This is a genomic window from Dorea sp. MB18-49 (assembly GCF_023669465.1).
Taxonomy (GTDB): domain Bacteria; phylum Bacillota; class Clostridia; order Lachnospirales; family Lachnospiraceae; genus Dorea_A; species Dorea_A longicatena.
In genome coordinates this window covers 1-21536 of the sequence record NZ_JAMOYX010000038.1, presented here as the reverse complement: position 1 = coordinate 21536, position 21536 = coordinate 1, and the positions used below count along the sequence as shown (strand labels likewise).

22 protein-coding genes and 1 pseudogene are annotated in these 21536 nt (G+C 40.3%); all 23 read right to left on the bottom strand.

Translation table 11 applies throughout. The features are described 5' to 3' along the window. Nucleotides 1-28: 28 nt before the first annotated feature. Nucleotides 29-865, bottom strand: a complete 837-nt coding sequence (locus tag NCY30_RS11080) for a hypothetical protein (RefSeq protein WP_250818747.1) — start codon at nucleotides 863-865, stop codon at nucleotides 29-31. Between the two features lie 85 nt (nucleotides 866-950). Beyond that, nucleotides 951-1316: a hypothetical protein gene (locus NCY30_RS11075; protein ID WP_009243983.1), complete on the bottom strand. Its 366-nt coding sequence runs from the start codon at nucleotides 1314-1316 to the stop codon at nucleotides 951-953. Nucleotides 1317-1349: 33 nt separating this feature from the next. After that, nucleotides 1350-3146: a VirD4-like conjugal transfer protein, CD1115 family gene (locus tag NCY30_RS11070; RefSeq protein ID WP_055157281.1), complete on the bottom strand. Its 1797-nt coding sequence runs from the start codon at nucleotides 3144-3146 to the stop codon at nucleotides 1350-1352. After that, nucleotides 3133-3336, bottom strand: a complete 204-nt coding sequence (locus NCY30_RS11065; RefSeq protein WP_005342524.1) for a hypothetical protein — start codon at nucleotides 3334-3336, stop codon at nucleotides 3133-3135. The genes NCY30_RS11070 and NCY30_RS11065 overlap by 14 nt, the downstream gene beginning before the upstream one ends. A gap of 26 nt (nucleotides 3337-3362) precedes the next feature. Further along, nucleotides 3363-4367 (bottom strand): hypothetical protein, encoded by a 1005-nt coding sequence (locus tag NCY30_RS11060; RefSeq protein WP_055157279.1) that lies wholly within the window; start codon nucleotides 4365-4367, stop codon nucleotides 3363-3365. Between the two features lie 5 nt (nucleotides 4368-4372). Further along, entirely contained in the window at nucleotides 4373-5254 is an 882-nt protein-coding gene (locus NCY30_RS11055; protein WP_055157277.1) for a DUF3801 domain-containing protein, read from the bottom strand. Further along, on the bottom strand, nucleotides 5229-6671 hold the full coding sequence (locus NCY30_RS11050) for a relaxase/mobilization nuclease domain-containing protein (RefSeq protein ID WP_055157275.1): 1443 nt from the start codon (nucleotides 6669-6671) through the stop codon (nucleotides 5229-5231). Before NCY30_RS11050 ends, NCY30_RS11055 begins: the two co-directional genes overlap by 26 nt. Beyond that, the gene (locus NCY30_RS11045) at nucleotides 6662-7000 is read right to left on the bottom strand and encodes a plasmid mobilization protein (RefSeq protein WP_055157273.1); all 339 of its coding nucleotides are present in this window, start codon (nucleotides 6998-7000) and stop codon (nucleotides 6662-6664) included. The genes NCY30_RS11050 and NCY30_RS11045 overlap by 10 nt, the downstream gene beginning before the upstream one ends. Continuing rightward, nucleotides 6997-7983, bottom strand: a complete 987-nt coding sequence (locus NCY30_RS11040) for a DUF5688 family protein (protein WP_006426178.1) — start codon at nucleotides 7981-7983, stop codon at nucleotides 6997-6999. The genes NCY30_RS11045 and NCY30_RS11040 overlap by 4 nt, the downstream gene beginning before the upstream one ends. A gap of 120 nt (nucleotides 7984-8103) precedes the next feature. Then, complete coding sequence (locus tag NCY30_RS11035) at nucleotides 8104-8190, bottom strand: DUF3789 domain-containing protein (protein WP_101872451.1); 87 nt, start codon at nucleotides 8188-8190, stop codon at nucleotides 8104-8106. Nucleotides 8191-8379: 189 nt separating this feature from the next. Continuing rightward, nucleotides 8380-8691, bottom strand: coding sequence for a hypothetical protein (locus NCY30_RS11030; protein WP_055157337.1), 312 nt, complete (start codon nucleotides 8689-8691; stop codon nucleotides 8380-8382). 8 nt (nucleotides 8692-8699) lie between these two features. Beyond that, nucleotides 8700-9692: a DUF3991 and TOPRIM domain-containing protein gene (locus NCY30_RS11025; protein ID WP_172676487.1), complete on the bottom strand. Its 993-nt coding sequence runs from the start codon at nucleotides 9690-9692 to the stop codon at nucleotides 8700-8702. 146 nt (nucleotides 9693-9838) lie between these two features. After that, complete coding sequence (locus tag NCY30_RS11020; RefSeq protein WP_250818746.1) at nucleotides 9839-10726, bottom strand: hypothetical protein; 888 nt, start codon at nucleotides 10724-10726, stop codon at nucleotides 9839-9841. A gap of 2 nt (nucleotides 10727-10728) precedes the next feature. Further along, nucleotides 10729-11430 carry an RloB family protein gene (locus NCY30_RS11015; protein WP_055157267.1) on the bottom strand — a complete coding sequence of 234 codons (702 nt, stop codon included), beginning with the start codon at nucleotides 11428-11430 and terminating at the stop codon, nucleotides 10729-10731. A gap of 2 nt (nucleotides 11431-11432) precedes the next feature. Beyond that, entirely contained in the window at nucleotides 11433-12788 is a 1356-nt protein-coding gene (locus NCY30_RS11010) for an AAA family ATPase (protein ID WP_055157265.1), read from the bottom strand. 233 nt (nucleotides 12789-13021) lie between these two features. Then, nucleotides 13022-13495: a JAB domain-containing protein gene (locus tag NCY30_RS11005; protein ID WP_006426187.1), complete on the bottom strand. Its 474-nt coding sequence runs from the start codon at nucleotides 13493-13495 to the stop codon at nucleotides 13022-13024. A 98-nt stretch (nucleotides 13496-13593) separates the two neighbouring features. Beyond that, nucleotides 13594-13908, bottom strand: a complete 315-nt coding sequence (locus NCY30_RS11000; RefSeq protein ID WP_082432805.1) for a hypothetical protein — start codon at nucleotides 13906-13908, stop codon at nucleotides 13594-13596. Then, nucleotides 13880-16948: a VaFE repeat-containing surface-anchored protein gene (locus NCY30_RS10995; protein WP_250818745.1), complete on the bottom strand. Its 3069-nt coding sequence runs from the start codon at nucleotides 16946-16948 to the stop codon at nucleotides 13880-13882. Before NCY30_RS10995 ends, NCY30_RS11000 begins: the two co-directional genes overlap by 29 nt. 265 nt (nucleotides 16949-17213) lie before the next feature. Beyond that, nucleotides 17214-18125 carry a ParB/RepB/Spo0J family partition protein gene (locus tag NCY30_RS10990; protein ID WP_201853809.1) on the bottom strand — a complete coding sequence of 304 codons (912 nt, stop codon included), beginning with the start codon at nucleotides 18123-18125 and terminating at the stop codon, nucleotides 17214-17216. Further along, nucleotides 18103-18795: pseudogene (locus NCY30_RS10985) on the bottom strand (ParA family protein); the annotation flags it as partial. The gene NCY30_RS10990 and the pseudogene NCY30_RS10985, both read right to left, overlap by 23 nt. Before the next feature lie 87 nt (nucleotides 18796-18882). Continuing rightward, nucleotides 18883-20520 (bottom strand): IS66 family transposase, encoded by a 1638-nt coding sequence (tnpC, locus tag NCY30_RS10980; protein ID WP_173785295.1) that lies wholly within the window; start codon nucleotides 20518-20520, stop codon nucleotides 18883-18885. A gap of 144 nt (nucleotides 20521-20664) precedes the next feature. Continuing rightward, a complete protein-coding gene (tnpB, locus tag NCY30_RS10975; RefSeq protein WP_024852967.1) occupies nucleotides 20665-21003 on the bottom strand; it encodes an IS66 family insertion sequence element accessory protein TnpB in 339 nt (112 codons plus the stop codon). Further along, on the bottom strand, nucleotides 20997-21413 hold the full coding sequence (tnpA, locus tag NCY30_RS10970; RefSeq protein ID WP_117989149.1) for an IS66 family insertion sequence element accessory protein TnpA: 417 nt from the start codon (nucleotides 21411-21413) through the stop codon (nucleotides 20997-20999). The genes tnpB and tnpA overlap by 7 nt, the downstream gene beginning before the upstream one ends. Nucleotides 21414-21536 lie beyond the last annotated feature (123 nt).

Here is a 21536-nt window from a genome sequence, read left to right as displayed (position 1 = left end):
ATTTTAAGGATGCTTTCGGGCGTCCTTTTTACAATCCCATCATTTCCCGTACTACCCTGTCTGACATCTTCACTGCTCCGACCAGTACAAGCATATTGAAAATCAATTCTCCAATATAACTCCACACCATAGTCACTGCTGCTGCGTCCGGATCGACTACTGGCGGTGATGATGCAAATAGTGAAAAAATAATGCAGGCAAGCACCACGATTGCTCCTTCCAGACACACTGCTGCATAAGACTTTAAAAAACTTCTTCCGAAATTCTGGCTTGGTTCTCCTGCAAAGGAAGATAACGGAATCGGTGCAATGGCTGTATAAAGATATAATCGAAAAAATCTTCCATATACACTCATAATCATAATGAAGCTCAATACCGTAATGAACAGTCCACCGATCAGTGTCACCGCCCATAGTGGGATACTTTCAAAAAATCCACAATCTTCTACTGCCTTTATAATCTCGTCCGGTAATACTGTATCTTCCGTACTTCCAAATCCTGCTGTCTTCATAATCGTACTCGTTATTCCCTGTACAATATTAAAAAGTGCCATCATCAATTCCAATCCATACGTGACTACGCCTTTTGCAATCGCAAAGCGTATAAAAATTTTCAATGCGTGTTCCGGTCTTTTTACCTCTGTGAAACTGCCACAAGTCTTGACCACTCCGACTACAAAGAAAAGCACTAACAAGGCATAGCCGATTGCCTGCAACGCTCCATGAATCTGCACAATCACCTGCCAGATACCGCCACCTTTAAAGTTTTCCGGTGACTGTGTGAGTATCTGCCAGATTTCCGCAAGTTTACTGTTCCAGGTATCCAAAGCATTTTGCAAGTTCTGTACTACCCAGTTATCTGACACGTTCTAAACACCTCCTGTCTTAGTCGGAACGGTGCGGCTCCATATGGGCCTGCACCGTCCCATTTCTTTTATTTTTCTATTCTTCTTAACCCGTAATCAAATTCAAGATTTCTTTTGCAAATGTAATGATTACACCACCTGCTAATGTTAAGAATCCATTGGCTCGCTGACTTGGATCGTGAGATTTCAGTGATAAACCAACCTGCACAATTCCAAATCCCAGTAAAATCATTCCGATAGCACGAATCAGTCCAAAGATAAATGTGGACAGATTATTGATTACGGTCAGTGGATCGTCTGCCGCAAATACGGTACTTGCTCCTGCTGTCATAATCAGTACCATTGCAATATACACTGCCATGGCACGTTTCATTTTTGCTGTCATTGGCAGCTTTTTCGTTACTTTTATTGTTTCTTTCTTCTCCTGCTTCTTTCGCATATCTAACTTCATTTTTTGATAGCCTCCTATATATTTTTCTTGGATTTACTCATATTTCTGTATAATTTCTTCCAAATCTTCATCAGATAATAATTCGTAATCTTCCGATTCCAGTGCATCGTCTGTGAGTTCACCTTCTAAGCTGTCTCCCAGTGAGATACTTGCCACTGCCCGGTCAACTGCTCCATGCAGATATGGTTTTCCGTTTCCGTCAGTTGTAAGTCCCACATTGGGGTGCTTTAAAATATCAAATTTCTCGTCTAAAATTGGTCGTTCTCCACGAATAAAAAGAATCGCATATCGGTTATCCAACATGCGAACTTCATCGGGTGTCATCAGCTCCCGCCCTGTATTCTGATAATTGGTGGAATAATTCCCGGAATGTCCCGTTGACTTTCCATAGGTGTTCGTGTCAATCGTTGCCTTTCCCAGAAGTTCGCTGACATATTTATGCGTCCCCTGCTCGTTGCCACCCAAATATAAAAATTCGTCACAGTTTCCCATAATGCTTTCCCACTGCTTTTCGAACAATGCCTTTAACTGTGCCAGATTCTGCAAAATAATACTGACTGACACTTCTCTGGAACGCATAACGGACAAAATCTTATCGAAGTCATCTGGCAGTGAAACATTTGCAAATTCGTCCATGAGGAAATGCACATGAACCGGAAGTCTCCCGCCGTATTTATGGTCTGCCAGATAGAACAACTGCTGAAATAACTGGGTATACAAAATTGACACCAGAAAGTTGTAACTGGTGTCGTTGTCCGGGATTAACGCAAATAAAGCCACTTTTCGCTCTCCCAGTGATGGCAGGTCTAAATCGTCAGTTGCGGTCAGTGCTGCCAGACTGGATAAGTTAAATTTTTCAAGTCTTGCTGCTAATGTGATTTGAATGGATTTTAATGTCTTGGCACTACCAGAGTGATAATCTTTGTAATACTTCACCGCGATGTGTTCCGGGTTCTTCATTTCCAACCGCTCGAATAGTTCATCAAGTGGTGACTGGTACTGGTCATCATCCTCTCTGACTTCTCCGGCACGTAACATTTCCATTACCATCGGGAAATTCTGTTCTTCCTCTGGTGCTTCATACCGTAAATAGAAAATCAGTGCCAGCAACAGCATGGAAGCTGCAGTATCCCAAAACGGATCGTTCGACTGACTTCCCTTGGGTGTAGTCGCTTTGAATAGGTTCGTTACCAATCTCTGCACATCGTTATCGTCCTTCAAATATACAAACGGGTTATAGCAATGGCTCTTTTCCATGTTGATCAGGTCAAGCACTCTTACCTCATATCCTTTTTCTTCCAGAAGATACCCAGTATCTCTTAGATTTTCTCCTTTTGGATCTAAAACCACAAAAGAAGTATTCGCCTGCATCAGATTCGGCTTTGCAAAAAATCTGGTCTTTCCGGAACCAGAACCGCCAATCACAACCGTCAATACATTTCGCAAATGTTTCCTCATGTTATAACTGATCTGCACATGCATGGTCAGCAACTTATTTTTTGTAAACCGCTTCTCCTTGTATCTGCGATTTATTTTCTTCACATTTCCCCATTTAGCAGAACCATGTTCTTCACCTCGTCGGTAATGTTTCTTGGTAGAAATATAAATCCCGATTCCCATGCCGTAAGACAGCAAAAAAATAAGGACAGTTTTTACACTGTCCCCACATAACCGAATGGAAAACGGATGGTTCATTGCTTCCGGGACTCCATCCAGAATCCCCATAAGACCAGACGAAAGATAAGGTGCGACAAGTAACGCAAACCAGATAACCGGGATAATTCCAATCACCGCCAACATCAGACTGCTCTGCTCATCATCGTTCTTCATGGCTTCTGCGTCCTCGCTTTTCCTTCTCCGGCGGTACTTCGATTTTCTCAATGACTTTCATTAAAACATCATCGACAAGCTCCGTATCTTTTCCCTCTTTCAGCATCTGATTCCGCTTGTCCTTCAGGGAATGGAACACTACACCGCTCTCATATTTGTCCAGTTCTAACGTAATCGTATCACTGCTCATTTTGCATTCTCCTTTCCCGAATTTTTCTAGCGTGCTTCTTTTCTATGTTGTCCTCTGGATTTCTGTTCTTTCTTTTCAGGCTCTGGATTTTCTTTCTTATCTTTCACATTTTCAGAACTGTCTTGCCCGGTTTTTTCAGCCTCTGACTGTCGGTAAGTTGCATTTCGATTCTGATCCAGTACCTTTTCCATTCTTGCGGAAATTGCATTCGCTGCATCTCTGGCTCTGGAAAGTTCCGCCCGCACTTCCTGAGTCTCCATTTTTTCAAAGAACTCTGGTGCATGTGAAAAATCATATCGACTGGTATCTATTCCATATTTTTTACACAACATATAAGACGCACACGATACATGAAATGCATCTTCATTTTTATCATAGTGCGGATTCCCATCCGCATATCCGGCAAATACCAATTCCGGCACAAGATTCTGAAAGATTTCCTGTGCACTCATCCCTTTTCTTACATAAATACAACCTTCTTCCGGTTTAAAAAATGCTCCTTTTTCATCCGGCATCTGTTCTGGTTCTGCTGCAACAATATTTACCGGAGGTGTACTGACTAACGCCCGGATTAAATCATGTTCTTCATATTCTGACTTTTGAATTGTTGTATCGGACATTGTAGTCTGAGAAATATCATATAGCTTTTTCGCATTATAATAATTTCCAACTGTACCATCTTCACGCTTATATGTTTTTCCTGGCTCTAAAATCAGAACTGGATTCTGTCGTTCCATACGTTTTAAATAAAATCCATGATCTCTCCAGTATCCATAGTCACCTAATTTCTGTGCATCTGGTCTTTGTGCCAGAATCAGAAGTGCATTATTGGTAGTATATCGATCAAAGGTACTCTGTACATCCAGATACTTCTGCAGCATTTTCCCATCCGTTGCCACTTGTGCGGTTACCTGCTCTGACAACTCATAGCAGCGATTCCTGTTATTTTTGCTTTCCGCAATAAATGCCTGTACCTTTTCATCCTGTGGTACAGCCGATGCATTTAATAAAGAATCAAAACTATTATCCATAAAATTTACCTCTCTTTCCCTTTCCTTGGTTTTCGTTTCTGTTGTGGCTGCTGGTGGCGAATCTGATTCCGGTCTTTATTTCCCTGATTTCTCACCGGATCATTTCTATTCTCACGCCGCTCCGCTTCTTTCTTCCTTGCATTCTGTATTTCCCGAAGTTCCTTTCTGACCGATGGTTTCTCTGGTTTTTCCGAGATAAATAGCTTAGAAGTACCCTCTGCGGTTTTCTCTTGCCTCTTTGAGGTAGGCTCGGACAGACGGGATTTGGTCGTCTTTGCCAAAGAGGGGTTTTGCTCCTTCCCCTCTTTCTTTACCGGCTCTCCAAAAAGCTCATCCATAAGCTGATCCTCCTTGGATTTCTGCGGATAATCTTTCTCCGGTTCTGCCTGTCCCTGTTTTTCCTGCTGAACCTGTACTTTTTCCGGCTTCTTTTCCTGCTTCTCTGATTTTCCGGCTTTTGCTTTTTCTGCACGTGTCCGCTCAATTTCCGTCTTAATCTTCGCTGCTTCCGTTACAGATGCAAACTGGAATCTATCTACGATACGGTTGATTCTTGGTGCATCTTCTTCCTTTACAATCACATCTACCAGTCCGTCACTGCTTCCTTTGGGATTTCGGACTGCACAATATAACACGCCATATCGCTTTGCTTCCTGCACGAATTGTTTCAGATCACTTTCTTTCACCGAAAATACCGTCAGTGGTCTACCTGATTTAACCAATGTTTCAAGTCTTACTCTGCCTTTTGTCTTTTTCTTCTCTTTTAAGACTGTATACAGCATCACTGCCAGATGCTTCGCACCTGTACCACTGATCTTCAATGCTGCTTCACCGACTTCCAACGACATTCGTACCACCTGATCAGCGGCTTCGCCTGATGTGTTCATGGCTTTGTTCCTCCTTCTTCTCTTTTTCTTCCCGCACCGTCTTAAATTTTTCTTCGATTACCTTGGAACGTGCGGCGATTCCATCACAAAGTGCTGTCTTCTTTCTGAGCATTCCGATTTTCTCTGTCAGAACTTTTATCTGCTCTTTCATTTCCTCTATTTCTTCTTCCGGTCTGTCTGCCCGAATCTTATAACGCAAGTACTTCCGTTCCTCCGCACACTGCTCCATTTTCTTCTGCAAACTTTCTTTCAACAAAAAAAGCTGCTCCGCAGTATCAATGTGATAATGGCAGAGCAGCTTCGTCTCTTTTGAAATGGTATTCAGTTTTAACAAATCCTCCCGGAACAATACATGCACCTGTTTGGCAGATATTGACAGGCGGTTCTTCGGCAGGATTCCTAAAAGATAACAGTAGTGCAGATACAATCCCCGAAGCCCTCTGATTTTTCTTGTCTGCTTAAAGTTGCCGGATACCTGAATCCGGTAATACTTCCCAACTGAAATTTTCTTCTCGGCAGGTAATTCATTTTCTTCCAGAATCCGAACCCGGATTGCTTCCAGCGAATAATTCTCTCCAAAGTTCCGCTTTAGCTTCAGACCTCGCTCTCGCCCTTCCGGACGAATAGTGATGTCTTTCCCGAACTTAAAAGAATATCCTTTTTCCCGCAAATAAAAAAAGAACTGTTTTTCAGTCCTCGCTTTTCGGATTGCTTCATCAACATCTGCTTTTACCATGCTGTGATAACTCGGCTTTCCTTCCTGTTCTGCCTGCCACTCGGCATAATGTTTTCCTTTCCCCTGTTCCGGCTGCCCGACAACCGATAACTGATATTCTTTACATAACCGGTCCGACATCATTCGCATATCCCGATAATCCTGATTTGTCCTGTGGTATCTTTTCCCGTCAAGGAATGAAACTGAGTTCACCACAAAATGATTGTGCAGATGATTCGCCTTATCCAAATGGGTTGCGATCAATACCTGATACCGACTGCCCCACAATTCTTCTGCCAGCTTCTTTCCAATCTCATGTGCCATTGCAGGTGTACACTCTCCCGGTGCAAAAGACTGGTATCCATGGAACGCTACAATCCCGCCTTCCTTTCCAAAACGCTTTTTGACTGCAATCATTTCTTCTCTGGCGGTTGTCGGTGAACAATTCACTCCAGATACATACTGTTCCATCAGTTCTTCCGATTCTCCGACAAGTTCTATTTCCATTGATTCAGATTGTCTCTGTCTGGTCTTTTCTGCATTCACTGCATAGGTAAGCACATCTTCCAGTCCTTGTGCGGATCGTGATTGATCCTCGACTATCTGCCCTTCGTTATTCTCTTTCGTCTTGTCCGGGTTCTCCGCATAATTGATTACTTTTCCAATCCAACCTTTAATGCTCCAGATTGATGTCACTGCCATGATTCATTTTTTTCCGGAAGTATTACTGCTTCTGTAATCTTACGGACTGCTTCATTGAACTTCCGCACTTCCTGATCGTAACGTTGCACATCTACCACATTTAACACATGTGCTTTCTGCGCAATCTGATTTAAGTTATTTCCAATTTTATGCAGCTCCCGCATCATAGAATAATAATCTGGTGGCGGTGCGTCTCTTGGAACAACACCAGAAATCAACTGTCTCAGGTAAGCTTCCCGGTTCAGTCCGCTTCTCTTTACTTTCTTATCCAATGCCTCTGCTTCTTTTTTGTTCAATCGGAAAAGAATTGCTACATTACGTTTTCTCAACGCTCCATCTCCTTTACTTTCTGTATAGAATCTGGTTCCTGGCGAATCTGGTGTTTTTCTTTATCGTAACTGTAAACTCTGTCTGAGAGAACCTCCTGCCGTTCCACTTCATTTTTATTTACTTCCCGTACCATTTCACCAAGCATTTTCGGTTCCATCTCTCCATTATCCGGAACAATCAGAACTTCATGCACAGATGACGGTAACACATAAAATCCTTCTGGAAAAAGCTGTTCCAATTTATTTAAAACTTCTGGCTGTGTGATCATAGATGCTCCATACTGCTTTTCTACATTCGTAAGTGCATACAGCATATCATGTGAACGAAGTCCAAAATCAACATTTTCATCTAACAGGTTTGTTGCATGTCCTTCTTCATTAAAAATACTCAACAACATTTCGTCCATTGACTGAAGAATCGGTGTATTTACAGGCTGTGTATTTGCTCTGGCCTGCTGGAACATTTCCTTTGCATCCACATTCCACATCTTAAGATGTTCATTTTTCACCTTCATAGTCGCTTTTCCATCGTTAGACTCTACCGGAAAATCCACATAACAGATAGCCGACAGATCTTCCATATTTTCATGAGGCATTTCCTGTAACATTCGTTTGTTTGCCTGGGTGTTCACAAGCATCACTGCCAGATGCTCCTTCACTGAATCATAATCCATTGGGTTGATACCACTGTGCAAAAACGGAACATTGCCTGCTTCTTCCATGCATCTTGCAATTTCATTCATCACTTTCTCAACGGGTTCACCCAAACGTATTTCATTGAAGAACGGTTCTACATAGACAACTGGGCACACATTTTCTTCCTGCAGTCTTACCTGGACTCCTACCATCTGGACTCCATTATTTTTATTCATCTGCATTACCTGAAATTCTGCATTCTCATATTTAGCTGGAAGAAAATTCCGGATGTCTTTTGCTACACCTTCCGCAAATACCTTTTCTGCTATCATTTCTTTTGCAATCATTTCTTCTGTTCTCCCTTCTTCTTGTTCATTTTCTTTAAATATTCCTGATATCGTCTTTCTGCTTTCTTCTTGTCTTTCATTGATACTTCAACCAGCATCTTGTATCTCCTTTCTTTTTGTCTACTGAATCTTGTTAATCTGTAACAGGCACATCAACACTACTCCTATAATGCCACCTACTAATACTCCACAAATAAACTTCAACATTGTTACTTTCTCCTTTTTCATTTTCTGAGGGTTTCAGGGATTCTCCCTGACAAGCTGCCGCCGGACTGCCAGACAGGAAAACTGTGTGGTAATCCAAAGGCGTTGCTTGCTGGTATTGTGTATTCTTCTGCACCCGTCTCACTGTTCCGGGTATCAGAAGATTTACTTGCCGAAAAAGCACTTGCTTTTTTATTTTTTCAGTTCACAAATCCCGCAAGCTTCACACAAGTATTCACACTTTGTGCATCGTACATTTTCATCAGTTGCCATACATTCTTCACTTGCCGGACAATACTTTTGACAACTTTCACACTGCTCTGTACAACTTTCTTCTGACACTTTCTCAGCAATAATTCCAAGTAATTCACTCTGTTCTTTTTCTTCTTTCGACTGTGTTTTCAGAAAAATCTTCAACAGTTCTTCACTGTCCACATCGTCTTCCATCGTCAAAATCAGCTTTTTCTTATGCACGACCTTCAGCTCATATTTTGCAATTTTCATGTTCTTTTTCACCTTCTATCTCTCATATTTTCATGACCAGACATACTCTTTTTCGTGCTTTTTTCTCGCTTTGTAATTGCCAGATTTAACTTGATGCAGAGCAGATCGTTGTAATCTTTTCCTTGTTTTGGCGGTACATCTTTTACCTGATATTGCTTTGGAAGCACTGCAGAAATTGCTTTTGTGGCAAGTCTCCCAATACGGTCATTGTCCAAATGCAGAACGATTGTCTTCACCTCTGGATGCATTTTTAATGTCCTGGCCAACGCTGCAGGGACTTTACTTTTTTCAATTTCTTTTGCTGGTTGATAGACACCTGCCAATGACAATAAATGTTCTCTTCTCCACTCCTTCCCCTCCAATTTCTGCAATGTTGCATAAGATAGCAGATCAATGGCTGACTCAAACAGATGCACCGTATCTTGGGGTTTCTCTGTAAAAATGGAAAAAGAGTAATTCTTATCGCTTCCATTTGCTTCTCCGATAAAACTGGTTCCGATTCCCCTAATAGCTGCATATTTCGGATTATCTTTCTCATCCATCCCTACAAACACCGCGTTGTGATGAAATGCGCTTTCATAAACTCTTCCAGACTCTAAACAAAACTGAATGATTTCCTTATCAATCCCACGGCCTGAAAGATACGCAATCACTTTCTGATCATCTTGATTTTTCTTTGGCAACAGTAACTGTTTCTCCATCGGAACATTCTCAGATACAGAAAGAGGCGGCTGAATATTTGCCTGTTCTGCAAGCAATTCAACCGCCTCTAAAAAACTGTATCCTCTTACTTTGATCAGATAATCCAGTGCTGATCTGCCACCGGTTCTCTGACTCCACCACATCCATTTCCCATTTGATATTTTCAAACTATCGTGTGTTCTGGTAGTGTAGGTGTTGCCAGAAAAGTGAACTAATTCGTATGGTTCATAATTTTTCAAGTACGTAAGCAAATCCATCCGCTTAACCTCCCGCACGACCGATGGTGGTATATATGGCATAATTTTCATCTCCTTCCCTGCCTTGGATTGATATTATTGGGATAATATCCGGGCATGAAAATAGCCAGGCGATTCCTTGGGGTGGAACCAACTGGCTATGTATGCTTTTCCTATTCGTTTCAACTTTTAAATCTATTCGCAAAAAATCAATCCGTTAATCGCGGGATTTTTTTTCGAATATTAATCAAACTCTGTTTCAACTGTCTAATAGAATCATTAATTACATTGTAATTTTTAACATTGGAATCTCTGTTCTCACTTATGTTTTTTACAATTTTTAATTTATTAATTATACCCTCTCTAATTGGCAATAATTGAACTTTCTCATCTACAATTAGAATATTTAACATTTCATATAAATAAATTATTCTTTGTGCATTTAACGGATGACCTCTTTTCTCAATTCTTTCTGGATCATAATAGTTTTGAATTAATTTATCATTATAGAATTCTCGATATTCATTTGCTTGGGAATTTTCCATCATAAAATAAATTGCTAAAAATAATTTTTCAATCTCCGAACTCCATTCAATTGATTCTTTTGTATGAAGCAAAAAATTAATAAGATAATCCATGGAAAACATGTCTGCTTCACACTCTTCTGCTTTCTTATCCTCATGATCTTCCAAATTAGCTTCGACATGTCCACATAAAATATGAGCGTATTCATGAAAGATAACAAAATATAGTCCATATTCTATAAGTGAATCTATATATTCTTCTTTTATTCCCGAATCAATTAAAAATTTCCAATTTAATTTTTCTAAATACTCTTTTTGTTCTTCTATAATGGCTTTATTTATGAACATATAGTACGTTTCATTTTCTTTAGTTGCAAATGCATCAATCACTTCACCATCTGTAAACCAAATTTCGCATCCTGGAATTAAGATCTGCTTTTCATCCAATACTACACATCGTTCTCTTGTGATCATTTCTTGGGCTTGGTTCACAAGATTATAACCTTTTTCTGTCCTGTAATATATTTTTCTTTTATTGTTTCTTCTTTCTAAACACTTCTCCGCTTTATCCATATTTATTTTCCATCATCTTTCCGAATCTCATCAATAATCCGACCTATATTACACGTAATCTGTCCTTTACACTGATGAATATCTTCATTGATTTTCTTTTCCTGTTCAATAGCAATCTCTATATTCTTCGCCAGTTCTCCAATTGAGGAATTCTTCTTTGGATTGATTCCTGTTCTGGCAAGTAACAACTTATAGATAAATGTCTGATGTCCATCTTTTTCATTCTGGATAATCTGTTCAGCATTTGGCTCAATGTCATCTTCGTATGAGTTTTCATAATGCAACAGCAGGAACAATTCAAATGCCGGATTGCTGACCGCTAATATATTATTCTTTTCACCTTCTGCTACCAATTCATCATAATCAAGTACCTTCTCTTCAAAAATGTCTCCATCAAATACAACAATCATCTTATCCCGTTCTTTATCAAACGCTATTTCTGGATTTTCTTTCTGATTTTCTGCAAACTCAATCAAACGTCTTGGAAATGAAATGTCCCTGTCTCCCTCTGTTTTTTCAAGTAACCGGATATCGATCAATGGATGAATATTTAACTCTTTTCGGATATCAATTAACTTTTTGAAATACCATGTTTCAGTATTTGCACCCTCACATATGAAAAAGTACTTACGATAAGGCTCAATCTGTTCTTCTTCATCTGTAGTTCTACTATTCCAATTCGTATAACTTCTTACTGGAGCCAAGGCTACTCCTCCTCTCTAAAGTCAAATGTTGAAAATACTGGTATCGCACCATACCTGCCTTCCAGATATGCCTTGCTCAACACTTTATCATACCTCTCCTTGAAACGATCTAAGGAATAAATAGAGCTTGCATTTTCTGCGTTACGTTCTACAAACCAGATTTCATCCCTCCTAAAAATAGCCTGATCCATAATGGATGATTCATGTGTAGTGAACAATAGCTGCATACGCTGCTCATCATGTAGCTGCATAAACAATTGCAAAAATCGTTCTGTCAGCTTCGGATGTAAGCTTCTCTCCAATTCATCCACAACATAAAGAACATCTTCTCGTTTATTCAACAGCATATCCATCAAATCGAATAATCTTCTTGTTCCATCAGACTCTTCGTCAAAACCGAACTCATAAAATGACTTATTATGATGCAACCGGATTGTTGTGACCTTCGGTTCAGAATGTCCTTCAACTTCGATATTAAAGAAAGTTTCCTTCGACCTCATCGTCATTCTGAATGATGGTTCTTCCTGCTCTTCCATTCTATTTTTTACATGCTGCATCATCTTATCAAATACTGATTTCGGCAATGCATTTGATAACTCATCCAATGTAATTTCTTCGATTTTTACCTGACTAATACCCGTATCAAATGTTTTGATCAATTTATTAATCAGCTTCAACGAATTGTCATCATAGTAGTACTCCAGATCAATCAACGGGGTATCCGGTGTGATAATCGAAATATGATTCTGAATCCAGTCATATACATCCCGGAAGAACAGTAATTTTGATCGTGTGCTATATTTTTTCCCACGATTCATTTCCGTCAGGAACAAAGATGTTTCATTTCCTTCAAAGTCATCTGCATAAGTTTCAAATTTGTTTTTTTCTGTATTTGTCAAAGTAATGCTCTCATTTAACACCGGACGTTTACTTCCTTCTCGTTCAAAGAGACATTTTGCTGAACCGTTCTGATATAATTCATATAACCATTCTCCGGTTACTTTTCGTCTGCTTAAAACTGCAGAAAAACCATAGGCATAAAATTTGTCACCTACAGTAATCTGAATTTCAAAACTACTTTCTCGTTCCTTATTCTCCTGCCGATTCTTACAAAACATCTGTGTAGCTTCTATCGGAATACCATTGCAGACACTGTCTTTAAAAAATTTAAAGAACAATGCCAGATTGGTCTTTCCAGATGCATTTGCTCCATAAACGACTGCATATTTTAATAACTGGGTACTTTTTATCTTTAACCTGTGATTTGCATTTGTTCGTATTTTATTTGAGGAAATCATTGTCAGCTCTGCTGCTTTATCAAAAGATTTAAAATTTTCAACACTTACTTTTACTAACATTCTTATACACCTCCACCTTTATTATATGTTTTGCTCTTCTCTCAGTCAATGTGATTTTTTCTTATTTAGAGATTTTTTCGTTATATATTGTTTCTTTTTCTATTTTTAACAATTTTATTTTGAGTTATGCATATAATATCAATGTATAAGTCAGCTTTTTGTAGCGACACTATTTTACTAATGCCGCTACATGAAATATTACAATAAATAAAAACTTCTAATTCTTTTTTCTTCTATCTCTCCCAATCCATCCTTCCTGTCACATTCAACATCTTTTCTTCTCGGAAGCTGAGCATCTTTCCATTAGTTCCACCGACAATGATATGATCCAGCAATTCTATTCCCAGTAGCTGTCCGCACTTCTGCAGCTTTCTCGTAACAATCATATCCTCTTTTGACGGTTTCACATTGCCACTGGGATGATTATGAAGTCCAATGATTGCAGAAGCATTTGCCAGAATACTGCTCTTAAAAACTTCTCTGGGAATTACCAAAGATGCATTGATTGTTCCAACACTGACCAGATTCATATTGATTACCTGTCCGTTATTTTTCATATTCAGGATACAAAATACTTCTCTATCATATTGAGATAACTCCTTCGCCATCAATTCTACAACAGCCTGTGGACTGTCCAACGTCTGCTCACTATAAAGAGACGGCTCTTTTACCAGACGGATATTCACAACTTCCAATTCATTCTCCATCCTTCTGATCTCCTTTTGGAAATTCTACAACCAAAAAAACATTACTCTCTGAAGATTCCACATATGATTTCAATTGTGATAATGTCATTTCCAAATATTTAGGTTGTTCCACCATAATCTGCTCCTTTCGTTTCTTCCTTTACTTCTTTTTTCCCTGACAAATAGCTTATCACTTTGTTTGCCTTAATGCTTTTCTGCAGCTCACTGATAATGCACAGATCTGCTACATTCACTCCCGGCAAAGCAAGCATTTCATCCATCGCCATATTGACAATCTCTTTTTCCGTTCCGTATCCGGCATCAAATAAACGCTGTAATACTTTTATTGCTTTCTGATTTTTTCCCATTTCATCATCAAAGGGCAGCTTATCGCCGCCCTCTGTTTTACTCCTCCTCTTCTTTCTTTTCTTCAATTCCTAATCTCTTAACCTGTTTCTTTTTATTCCAGATACAAACTCCTGTGATTCCGGCTGCTGATAATACCAGAATGGCTATCCATAAAATTGCATTTGCAGTGTCTCCTGTTTTCGGAGTGTTACTGGTTTTTGTAGTAGTACCCGGTGTCTCTGGGGTTGGTATTTCCGGTACTTCTTTGATGGTTACAGTCTGACCTTCATCGTTGATTTCCTTATGCTCTGTTACCTTTTTCGGTTCTTCCGGATTTGTTATATCATACAGTTCTTCAAAGGTTACAAGCTGTTTTCTTCCAAGAGTGCTGCCATCGAAAGTAAACTCAATCTGCACTTCCATGTTTTCCTTGTCCGCTGTAAATTCATAATCATTGGTAACTTCTTTGCCATCAATGATCAGCTTTGCATTTTCTGCCTTAACCATCTGCCAACCAGACAGCTTATAGTTTGTACCAATTTCCAGTCCTTCTAAAGTAACCGTATCCACGATCGTCAGATCTTTTCCAGCTTCCATCTCCTTCTTGCCATTCTTATCAGTTGCTGTGGTATGAATCGAAATCTTTCGCTCCGTAATCAGGACTGTCTGACCTTTATCATCAATATCCTTATGCTCTACAACTTTTACAGGTTCTTCCGGATTCTTCAGGTCATATAATTCTTCAAATGTAACCAGATTCTGTCCACCAAGTTCTGATGCATCAAACGTATAAGAAATCTCTACTTTCATTTTCTCGCTGTCAGCAACAAAAGTGTAATCACTCTCCACACGCTTTCCATCAATGAGCAGTTCTGCATTTTCCTCTTTCAGCATCTGCCAGCCTTTTAACTGGTACTTTCTGCCTTCTTCCAGACCGTCCAGAGTAACTGTATCCACAATCGTTACTTTCTTTCCTGCAACAATTACCTTTTCGCCCGTTTTCTTGTCTGTTGCGGTTGTATGAATGCTAATCTCTTTTTCATACTCATCGGTCAATGTCCCAAGGTCGATGGTTACTTTATTTCTTCTGACAACAACTTCAAATGCCGGAATCAGCTTCATACCTTTGTTGGATTCACAAGATAACTCCTCAATCTCATAAGTGTCATAAAGTAATGCCCCTTTGCTGTCGTCTGGCTCTGATGTTCCGAACCAGATACCGTCCTCACTGGATTTCCCTGCATTTGTATTTTTCTTATGAGACGCCCAATCAGAAGCAGTTGAAAACTGACCGTTCTTATCTGTCACTACGATATGGCTCTCTCCGGTTGTTTTACTTGTAATCTTAAAAGGAACATTTGCAAGCCTCTTATGTGTACCTGCTCCAATCTTTACTCCTTCTAAATCTCCACGTTTAATCTGGTTGTAAATGGAATGGCTTTCGTCTGTTAAATCTACGATTTTTCCATTTTCCGTAATCGAAAATTCAATCGCTTTTGCCCCGTCAGTCAGATAACCTTCCGGTGCTTTGGTTTCTTCCAGTTTGTATTTACCATACGGAAGTAAATCTGCCGTCGTTGTTGCAATTCCGTCAATCCCTGTCTGAATCGTCTTAACTGTCTCGTTCTTTTTGTATAGCTTTCCTTCTACCAGAACCGAATTTTCGTTCAAAGAAATAATTGCAAATGCAGTATCTTTTAATGTGGCACTTCCCTGTGCTTTGGTATCTTTTGTCTCTAAATCACGTTTCTGAATCTTCACACCACCTCGGATTACCTGGTCAGATACGGAATACTGGTTTCTTCCGGAAAGAACTGCAAGTTCTCCGTCCTCTGTGATCTGTGTCAGATACATTCCTTTTATCTGTTCTGTACTGTCTCCTGCCTGCATATAAGCTCCGTCCAGTAAATATCCGTCTGGTGCTTTTGTCTCCTCAACAGTCAGTGTTCCAAGTGGTAATACACTTTTTTCATTCTGAATGTAAAATGCATCTCCCGATACTTTGTAAGCATCTGACAGTTTTGTCACATAATGAATACTTCCGTCACTGCTCTTTTCTGCCACCGTTTTTGTAACCCAGGTACGTGTTGCTTTCTCTGGTAAGTTATCTTTTGTATAAAATCCGTCATAATAATGCCAGGTAAACTCTGCTCCTGACAGTGCTGCATTTCCCTGTGCGGTTGCTTTTCCTGTCTCCATATCAATCTTGAACAGATCTACCAATGTCTCTGTTACTTTCGGAACATCGGAAACATTTAATACGGCTGTTTTTCCGGCTTCAACTTTCAGACTGCGTACTGTCGTATCCAGCTTATATCCTTTCGGTGCAGAAAGCTCTTTGATGTAAACAGTCCCTGCAGTTACTTCAACTTCATTCGTATCGCCATTTTCATTTGTTGTAAGTGTTCCAATCTGATTACTACAATTCTGGTCTAAAAATATGCCAAAGGTTGCTCCAACAATGGAATACATCGCATTTCCATTTGTGACAATCTCATTTGCAGTTGTCTTTTTTACCTTCGCATTTCCGACACTCAGTTCTGCCCAAAACTGTCCAAGATCCTGTCCTTCACCAGTATAGATATATCCGCCACATTTATAGCGACCTTTGTTTGCCTGTACAAATGCTCTCGCTCCTGCATACACTTCATTCTGAATATCCTGTGAAATCTCAGAATATGCAGCTCTGACATTATCGCACTTCCAGCCCAACTGTTCACTGAGTCTCTGCCATACTACACACTGTTCCAGCAGATATCCCTGATTTGCATTCAGGTTACTATGACTGCCTCTATACTGCTTTACATACTCCAGTGACAATGCCACATCTTCGATCTGTGCAGCACTCATGCTAGCACTTGCATCGTGTCTAGTTTTATACCCATTTTTGAATCCGGTGTTAATATCTACACAATAGGCTGTTTCGCCCTCTACTCGCATGTGACCTTCATTGAATGTAGAATGAATGGTTCCATCATTCATCACATGTTCAATATATCCGACTCTCTCTGAGGATTCCGTCCAATACTGTGTTTCCGCTGCTTGAACCGATGTGATCGGTAATGCAGTTAAAATCGTGGTCAGGGCAAGAATCCCTGTACACACTCGTTTCCATATCTTCTTCATTTTCTACAATTCCTTTCTTTTCAATCAAAAAAGACGTCCATCTGGAACGCCTGTTGTTGCTTTATGCTGTTTACTCCCTGCTATCATGCAGGGTATGGGAATCTTTGACCTGCCGAAAGAGAAGAGGTCCCCGGCTCCTTATTGTCTTTTCGGCTGGTAATCTGCTGGTAAACCAAAGGGGTAGGGTGTGGGGAGGGGAAAACAGAAAAAGGCTGATTTCTCATTGACCACCAACGGATAGACTTTTCCCTTGGTGTCAAAATGCCTATCGTTCCCTGCTTTTTTCCCGTTTCCGGTATAATTCCAGTGCTTTGATAATGGTTTCTTCCATTTTCTGCTGTGTAGTTCCCGATGGAAAGTATTTTTTCAGTCGGTTCTTCGGGATTTTCCACTGCTCTACCTGATTTGGCTTCTCTTCTGACATAATCGACAGCAAAACATCTTCATTCAACCTGCCCTCTGCTGAAAATTTGCGGATTTTAATTGCCTGTGCATGACTTGGGGTACAAGCCTCCGACTCCATGGTGTCGTACAATATCTCCTGTTCCTCTTTCGGCAAATAAGACAGCTCCACCGCCGGACGCATAGAAATCTTTTTATCATCGACCATTTCTAGGATTTCTGGGATAAGTTCTGTAAGGCGGATATAACGGCGGATTTGGTCTTGGCTTTCTCCAACTTGCTCACCTAATATTTCTCTTGAAGTCTTTCCTCGAAATTCCTGTGCCACTGGCACAGAATTTTTTCTTGGACGTCCAGCTTGTCTCTTCATAGCCTCTAACTTCATCTTATATGCAAATGCCTTTTCGGATGGTAAGATTTCTTCTCGCTGAAGATTGCTGTCAACCATAACAATGACTGCTTGGTCATCACTAAGATTTCTTACAATACATGGCATTGTCTCTTTTCCTGCCAATTCACTTGCCATTTTCCTGCGGTGTCCAGAAATCATTTCATACCCACCCGTTGGCTTTTCCCTGACAAGTGCAGGCACTAATACACCATGAGCACGGACACTCTCAATTGTTTCCAACATCTTATCGTCCATTTTTACCTTAAACGGATGATTCGGGAAGTCTGTAATTTCATAAATAGAAATATTTTTTACATATTCCTGGTTCTTCTGGTCTCTTTCTTCTTGCGTTGTAAAAAGATCATCGGCTGAGGGAAGATTCATGTTTATTTCTCTGCTTTTCGCCACACTGAATCACCTCCCTCGTAAATTCTGTATACGCCTTTGCAACAGTTCCATTCTTGTCATACTCATAAATGCTCTGTCCTGCTGCACTGCTTTCTGCTGCTGTGATAGCCACTGGAATAACAGTTTTGAAAATCCTAATATGCTTTCCATAATTTCCTCTAAGGCTAGTCTCTGTTGTCCTTGCAAGTTTTGTTCTCATATCTGCAAGTGTCAGCAATACTCCCTCAATCTTCAGATTAGGATTTAGCTGTCTCTGTACCTTACCGATTGTTTTCATTAACTGTGTCATGCCCTTTAGTGGAAGATAATGAGCCTGCACTGGAACAATTACACTATCTGCGGCAGCTAACGCATTGATGGTCAACATTCCCAAACTAGGCATACAATCAATCAGGATATAATCATAATCCTTTTTCAAATCTGCCAGATACAGCTTTAAAGTCTGCTCTCTGCTCATAGCATTTACCAGCGAAATTTCCATGCCCGATAATTCAATGTTAGTCGGAATAATATCTACTCCCTCTTCATGATGCAAAATACCTTCATTATACACAAATGGTTCATCTTGTAATATCTTCTTCATTTGTGTTGCCAATGTAATCGGAAGATTATCTGCATCATTCCACCCTAATGCGGTTGTTAAGTCGTAAGCGCTTAAATTTTAGACATGGATACAAAAATCCCCGGCCACATTTCTGCAACCGGAGCACCTTGATAATTCACATATGATTGATTATTGATTTGAGTCGTTTGCACGACGTTCGATTTCAGCTTTGACTTCTTCGTTCCATGGGGCAAGCCTATCTAACTCTTCATCGCTCATCCTATCATTCGGGAGTTTTTCCAGAAGATAGGTTAGATAGTGATAGACGTTTACTCCATTTGCTTTCGCCATTTCTACCATTGTGTAGACGATAGCACTGGCCTGGGCGCCGTTTGGAGTATCACAGAACAGCCAGTTTTTCCGGCCTACTGTAAACGGACGAATAGCGTTTTCACTGAGATTATTAGAAAAACTGCAGTGACCATCTTCCAAATAGGTCATAAGATAGGATCGGCGATTCTGAATATAGGTAACTGCCTTATCCATCCTTGATCCACGGACTGGATTTTGTTTATCAAGCCACGACAAAAAGCCTTCTACTATCGGCTTTTCTTTCTCAAGACGAGCTTTCTTGATAGCATCGAAGGATGAGTACTTCGCTTTAATGACATCTTCCAAATGGAAAAGCTGGTTGATATACATCATGCCTTGAACAGATGGCTGTGTATAATCCAGTTGCTTTCCTTTCGGAATCGCATCTGTCAGATATCTGCGGATGTGTGCCCAGCATGCTGTCCGTTTGGCATCAGGAACTTTGTTGTAACCACTGTAACCATCACACATCAGATATCCCTTGAATCCCTCAAGGAATTCTACTGCGTTATTCCCGGCACGGGTTTCTGAATATTTATAAAGGATGATTGGGAATCCGCCATCTTCCCCGCTGCGGAATAACCACATGTAAGATTTGGTCTGTGCACGCCTACCGGATTCGTGTAATACCTGGAGTGGTGTTTCATCTGCCATTGCGAATTCCCTTTTTAAGAGTTGCCGGTGGAAGTAATCATACATCGGGGTGAAATAATCCAATGTATTACGGATTACCCAGTTTGCCATCGTTGCTCTTGTGATAGCAACACCGTACTGTTCCCAGTCTTTTTCCTGCCGGGTATAAGGAAGACTGTTACAAAACTTCTGATACATGACCCAGGCGATAGTATCTGCCGCAGCCATACCGTGAAGCATATGTGCATGGCCGTCTTTTCCCTTTTTGATAACAGTAACGTCATCGTTATTACATTCCGGGCAAATATAATTTAAGCTGTATATTTCGATCACTTTTAACTTTGCCGGTACGAAGGAAAGTTCGCGGCGTACGAATTCTTCACCGATTTTTACCAGAGGAGCGTTGCAAACAGGGCAGACTTTTTCTGCATCCGGAAGATCCAGATATTTTTTGACTACTGGAATCCCTTTGAACCGTTCTGCGTTAGTTGCACGGGATTTCCGCTTTTTTGTCTCTTTCTCAGGCAAAAGACTTTCCAACGCTTCTGGTTCTGCAATAGTTGGATTCTGTTCCAGTTCGGCTTCATTAAATAAATTCAATTGTCCCGGAACATCCATGGAACGTTTTTCGCTGGAAGAACCGAAAAGCTTTTTGCGAAGCAGATCCACTTCTTCCTTTAAATTATCCCGTTCCTGAGTAAGAGCCTCTTCCCGTTTGTTAGCGGCATCTACAGTTGCCTGAAGTGTTTTTATCATTTTTTTCAGATCGTTGATCATGTCTTTCAACTCACGGAGTTGAAGGCCTTTAGAACTGTCTGCCACTGCGTTTCCCTCCCGGTTTTTGATACTTTTATTATACCAGAAATCATGGAAAACTCCTAGGAAAACGGGTCAATAAGAGGCTTGAAAAACGCTGAATTTTCAAGGAAATCCAGTGCTTTTATGTGTATTTTTTTGCCGTACAGTTTAAGTGGTTTTAATAGCTTTTGGCTGCTCGATATCGATGCCTGACATCAGCCAGTCGAACTCTCTCCAAGTGAGATTCCGGACTTCTGATTTATCCCGGGGCCACCGGTAAGAGCCTTGGGCGGTGAGTCTTTTGTAGATCATAACAATTCCGTCAGGCTCTTTTAAGATAGCTTTAATCCTGTCGCATTTGCGTCCACAGAATAGATAGAGCGAATGGTCGATTTCCATAGAGAACTGCTCCTGAATAATTGCGCATAATCCATCGATAGATTTACGCATATCTGTTCTGCCACAAACGATATAGATTGCATCGACATTGGAAATGTCCGCTAACATAATGGCTCCTTTAATGCATCCATTAAAATTTTTAGAAGCATAGGCTGAACAGTATTGCTCATACGGATTGTTAATCCTTTTGCTTCAATCTCAATCGTATGTGAATTGTCAAGGTACATAGAACTGCTTCTTTCATCTTGAAACAGTTCTGCCGGAGAAAGTTCCGGTTCTATAGCAATCTGAACGACATCCTGTTTGTGGGATGTAAGATCAAGAGTGCTGGCTTTGCCAATCGGATCTGGTATCTGACAGGCTCTTTTGCGCAGACGGGAAACGGCATTATAGAAGCAACTTGGAGAAATACCTTGTGCTTCACACCATGCAGCGTCTGTTAATCCACTTTGCCTGCATTCAGTTACCAGCTCCATCCAATCATCCAAAGAACGCCTTGGTGCACGTTTATCACTCATAATGAAACCTCCAAATGTAGTAAATTTCTACTTTCTATCAAAGAAGTGGAGTAAAAATCTATCTTCTATTATTATGAGTTAGAAAAGGGCGAATATCTAGTTACCCAAAAACTAAGCGCTTAC

Excerpts from the sequence above, each read along its gene's own strand:
- NCY30_RS11075 (WP_009243983.1), bottom strand. The coding sequence starts at position 1,316 with ATGAAGTTAGATATGCGAAAGAAGCAGGAGAAGAAAGAAACAATAAAA.
- NCY30_RS11070 (WP_055157281.1), bottom strand. The coding sequence starts at position 3,146 with ATGAAGAACGATGATGAGCAGAGCAGTCTGATGTTGGCGGTGATTGGA.
- NCY30_RS11065 (WP_005342524.1), bottom strand. The coding sequence starts at position 3,336 with ATGAGCAGTGATACGATTACGTTAGAACTGGACAAATATGAGAGCGGT.
- NCY30_RS11060 (WP_055157279.1), bottom strand. The coding sequence starts at position 4,367 with ATGGATAATAGTTTTGATTCTTTATTAAATGCATCGGCTGTACCACAG.
- NCY30_RS11055 (WP_055157277.1), bottom strand. The coding sequence starts at position 5,254 with ATGAACACATCAGGCGAAGCCGCTGATCAGGTGGTACGAATGTCGTTG.
- NCY30_RS11050 (WP_055157275.1), bottom strand. The coding sequence starts at position 6,671 with ATGGCAGTGACATCAATCTGGAGCATTAAAGGTTGGATTGGAAAAGTA.
- NCY30_RS11040 (WP_006426178.1), bottom strand. The coding sequence starts at position 7,983 with ATGATTGCAAAAGAAATGATAGCAGAAAAGGTATTTGCGGAAGGTGTA.
- NCY30_RS11035 (WP_101872451.1), bottom strand. The coding sequence starts at position 8,190 with ATGTTGAAGTTTATTTGTGGAGTATTAGTAGGTGGCATTATAGGAGTA.
- NCY30_RS11030 (WP_055157337.1), bottom strand. The coding sequence starts at position 8,691 with ATGAAAATTGCAAAATATGAGCTGAAGGTCGTGCATAAGAAAAAGCTG.
- NCY30_RS11025 (WP_172676487.1), bottom strand. The coding sequence starts at position 9,692 with ATGCCATATATACCACCATCGGTCGTGCGGGAGGTTAAGCGGATGGAT.
- NCY30_RS11020 (WP_250818746.1), bottom strand. The coding sequence starts at position 10,726 with ATGGATAAAGCGGAGAAGTGTTTAGAAAGAAGAAACAATAAAAGAAAA.
- NCY30_RS11010 (WP_055157265.1), bottom strand. The coding sequence starts at position 12,788 with ATGTTAGTAAAAGTAAGTGTTGAAAATTTTAAATCTTTTGATAAAGCA.
- NCY30_RS11005 (WP_006426187.1), bottom strand. The coding sequence starts at position 13,495 with ATGGAGAATGAATTGGAAGTTGTGAATATCCGTCTGGTAAAAGAGCCG.
- NCY30_RS10995 (WP_250818745.1), bottom strand. The coding sequence starts at position 16,948 with ATGAAGAAGATATGGAAACGAGTGTGTACAGGGATTCTTGCCCTGACC.
- NCY30_RS10990 (WP_201853809.1), bottom strand. The coding sequence starts at position 18,125 with ATGAATCTTCCCTCAGCCGATGATCTTTTTACAACGCAAGAAGAAAGA.
- tnpB (WP_024852967.1), bottom strand. The coding sequence starts at position 21,003 with ATGTTAGCGGACATTTCCAATGTCGATGCAATCTATATCGTTTGTGGC.
- tnpA (WP_117989149.1), bottom strand. The coding sequence starts at position 21,413 with ATGAGTGATAAACGTGCACCAAGGCGTTCTTTGGATGATTGGATGGAG.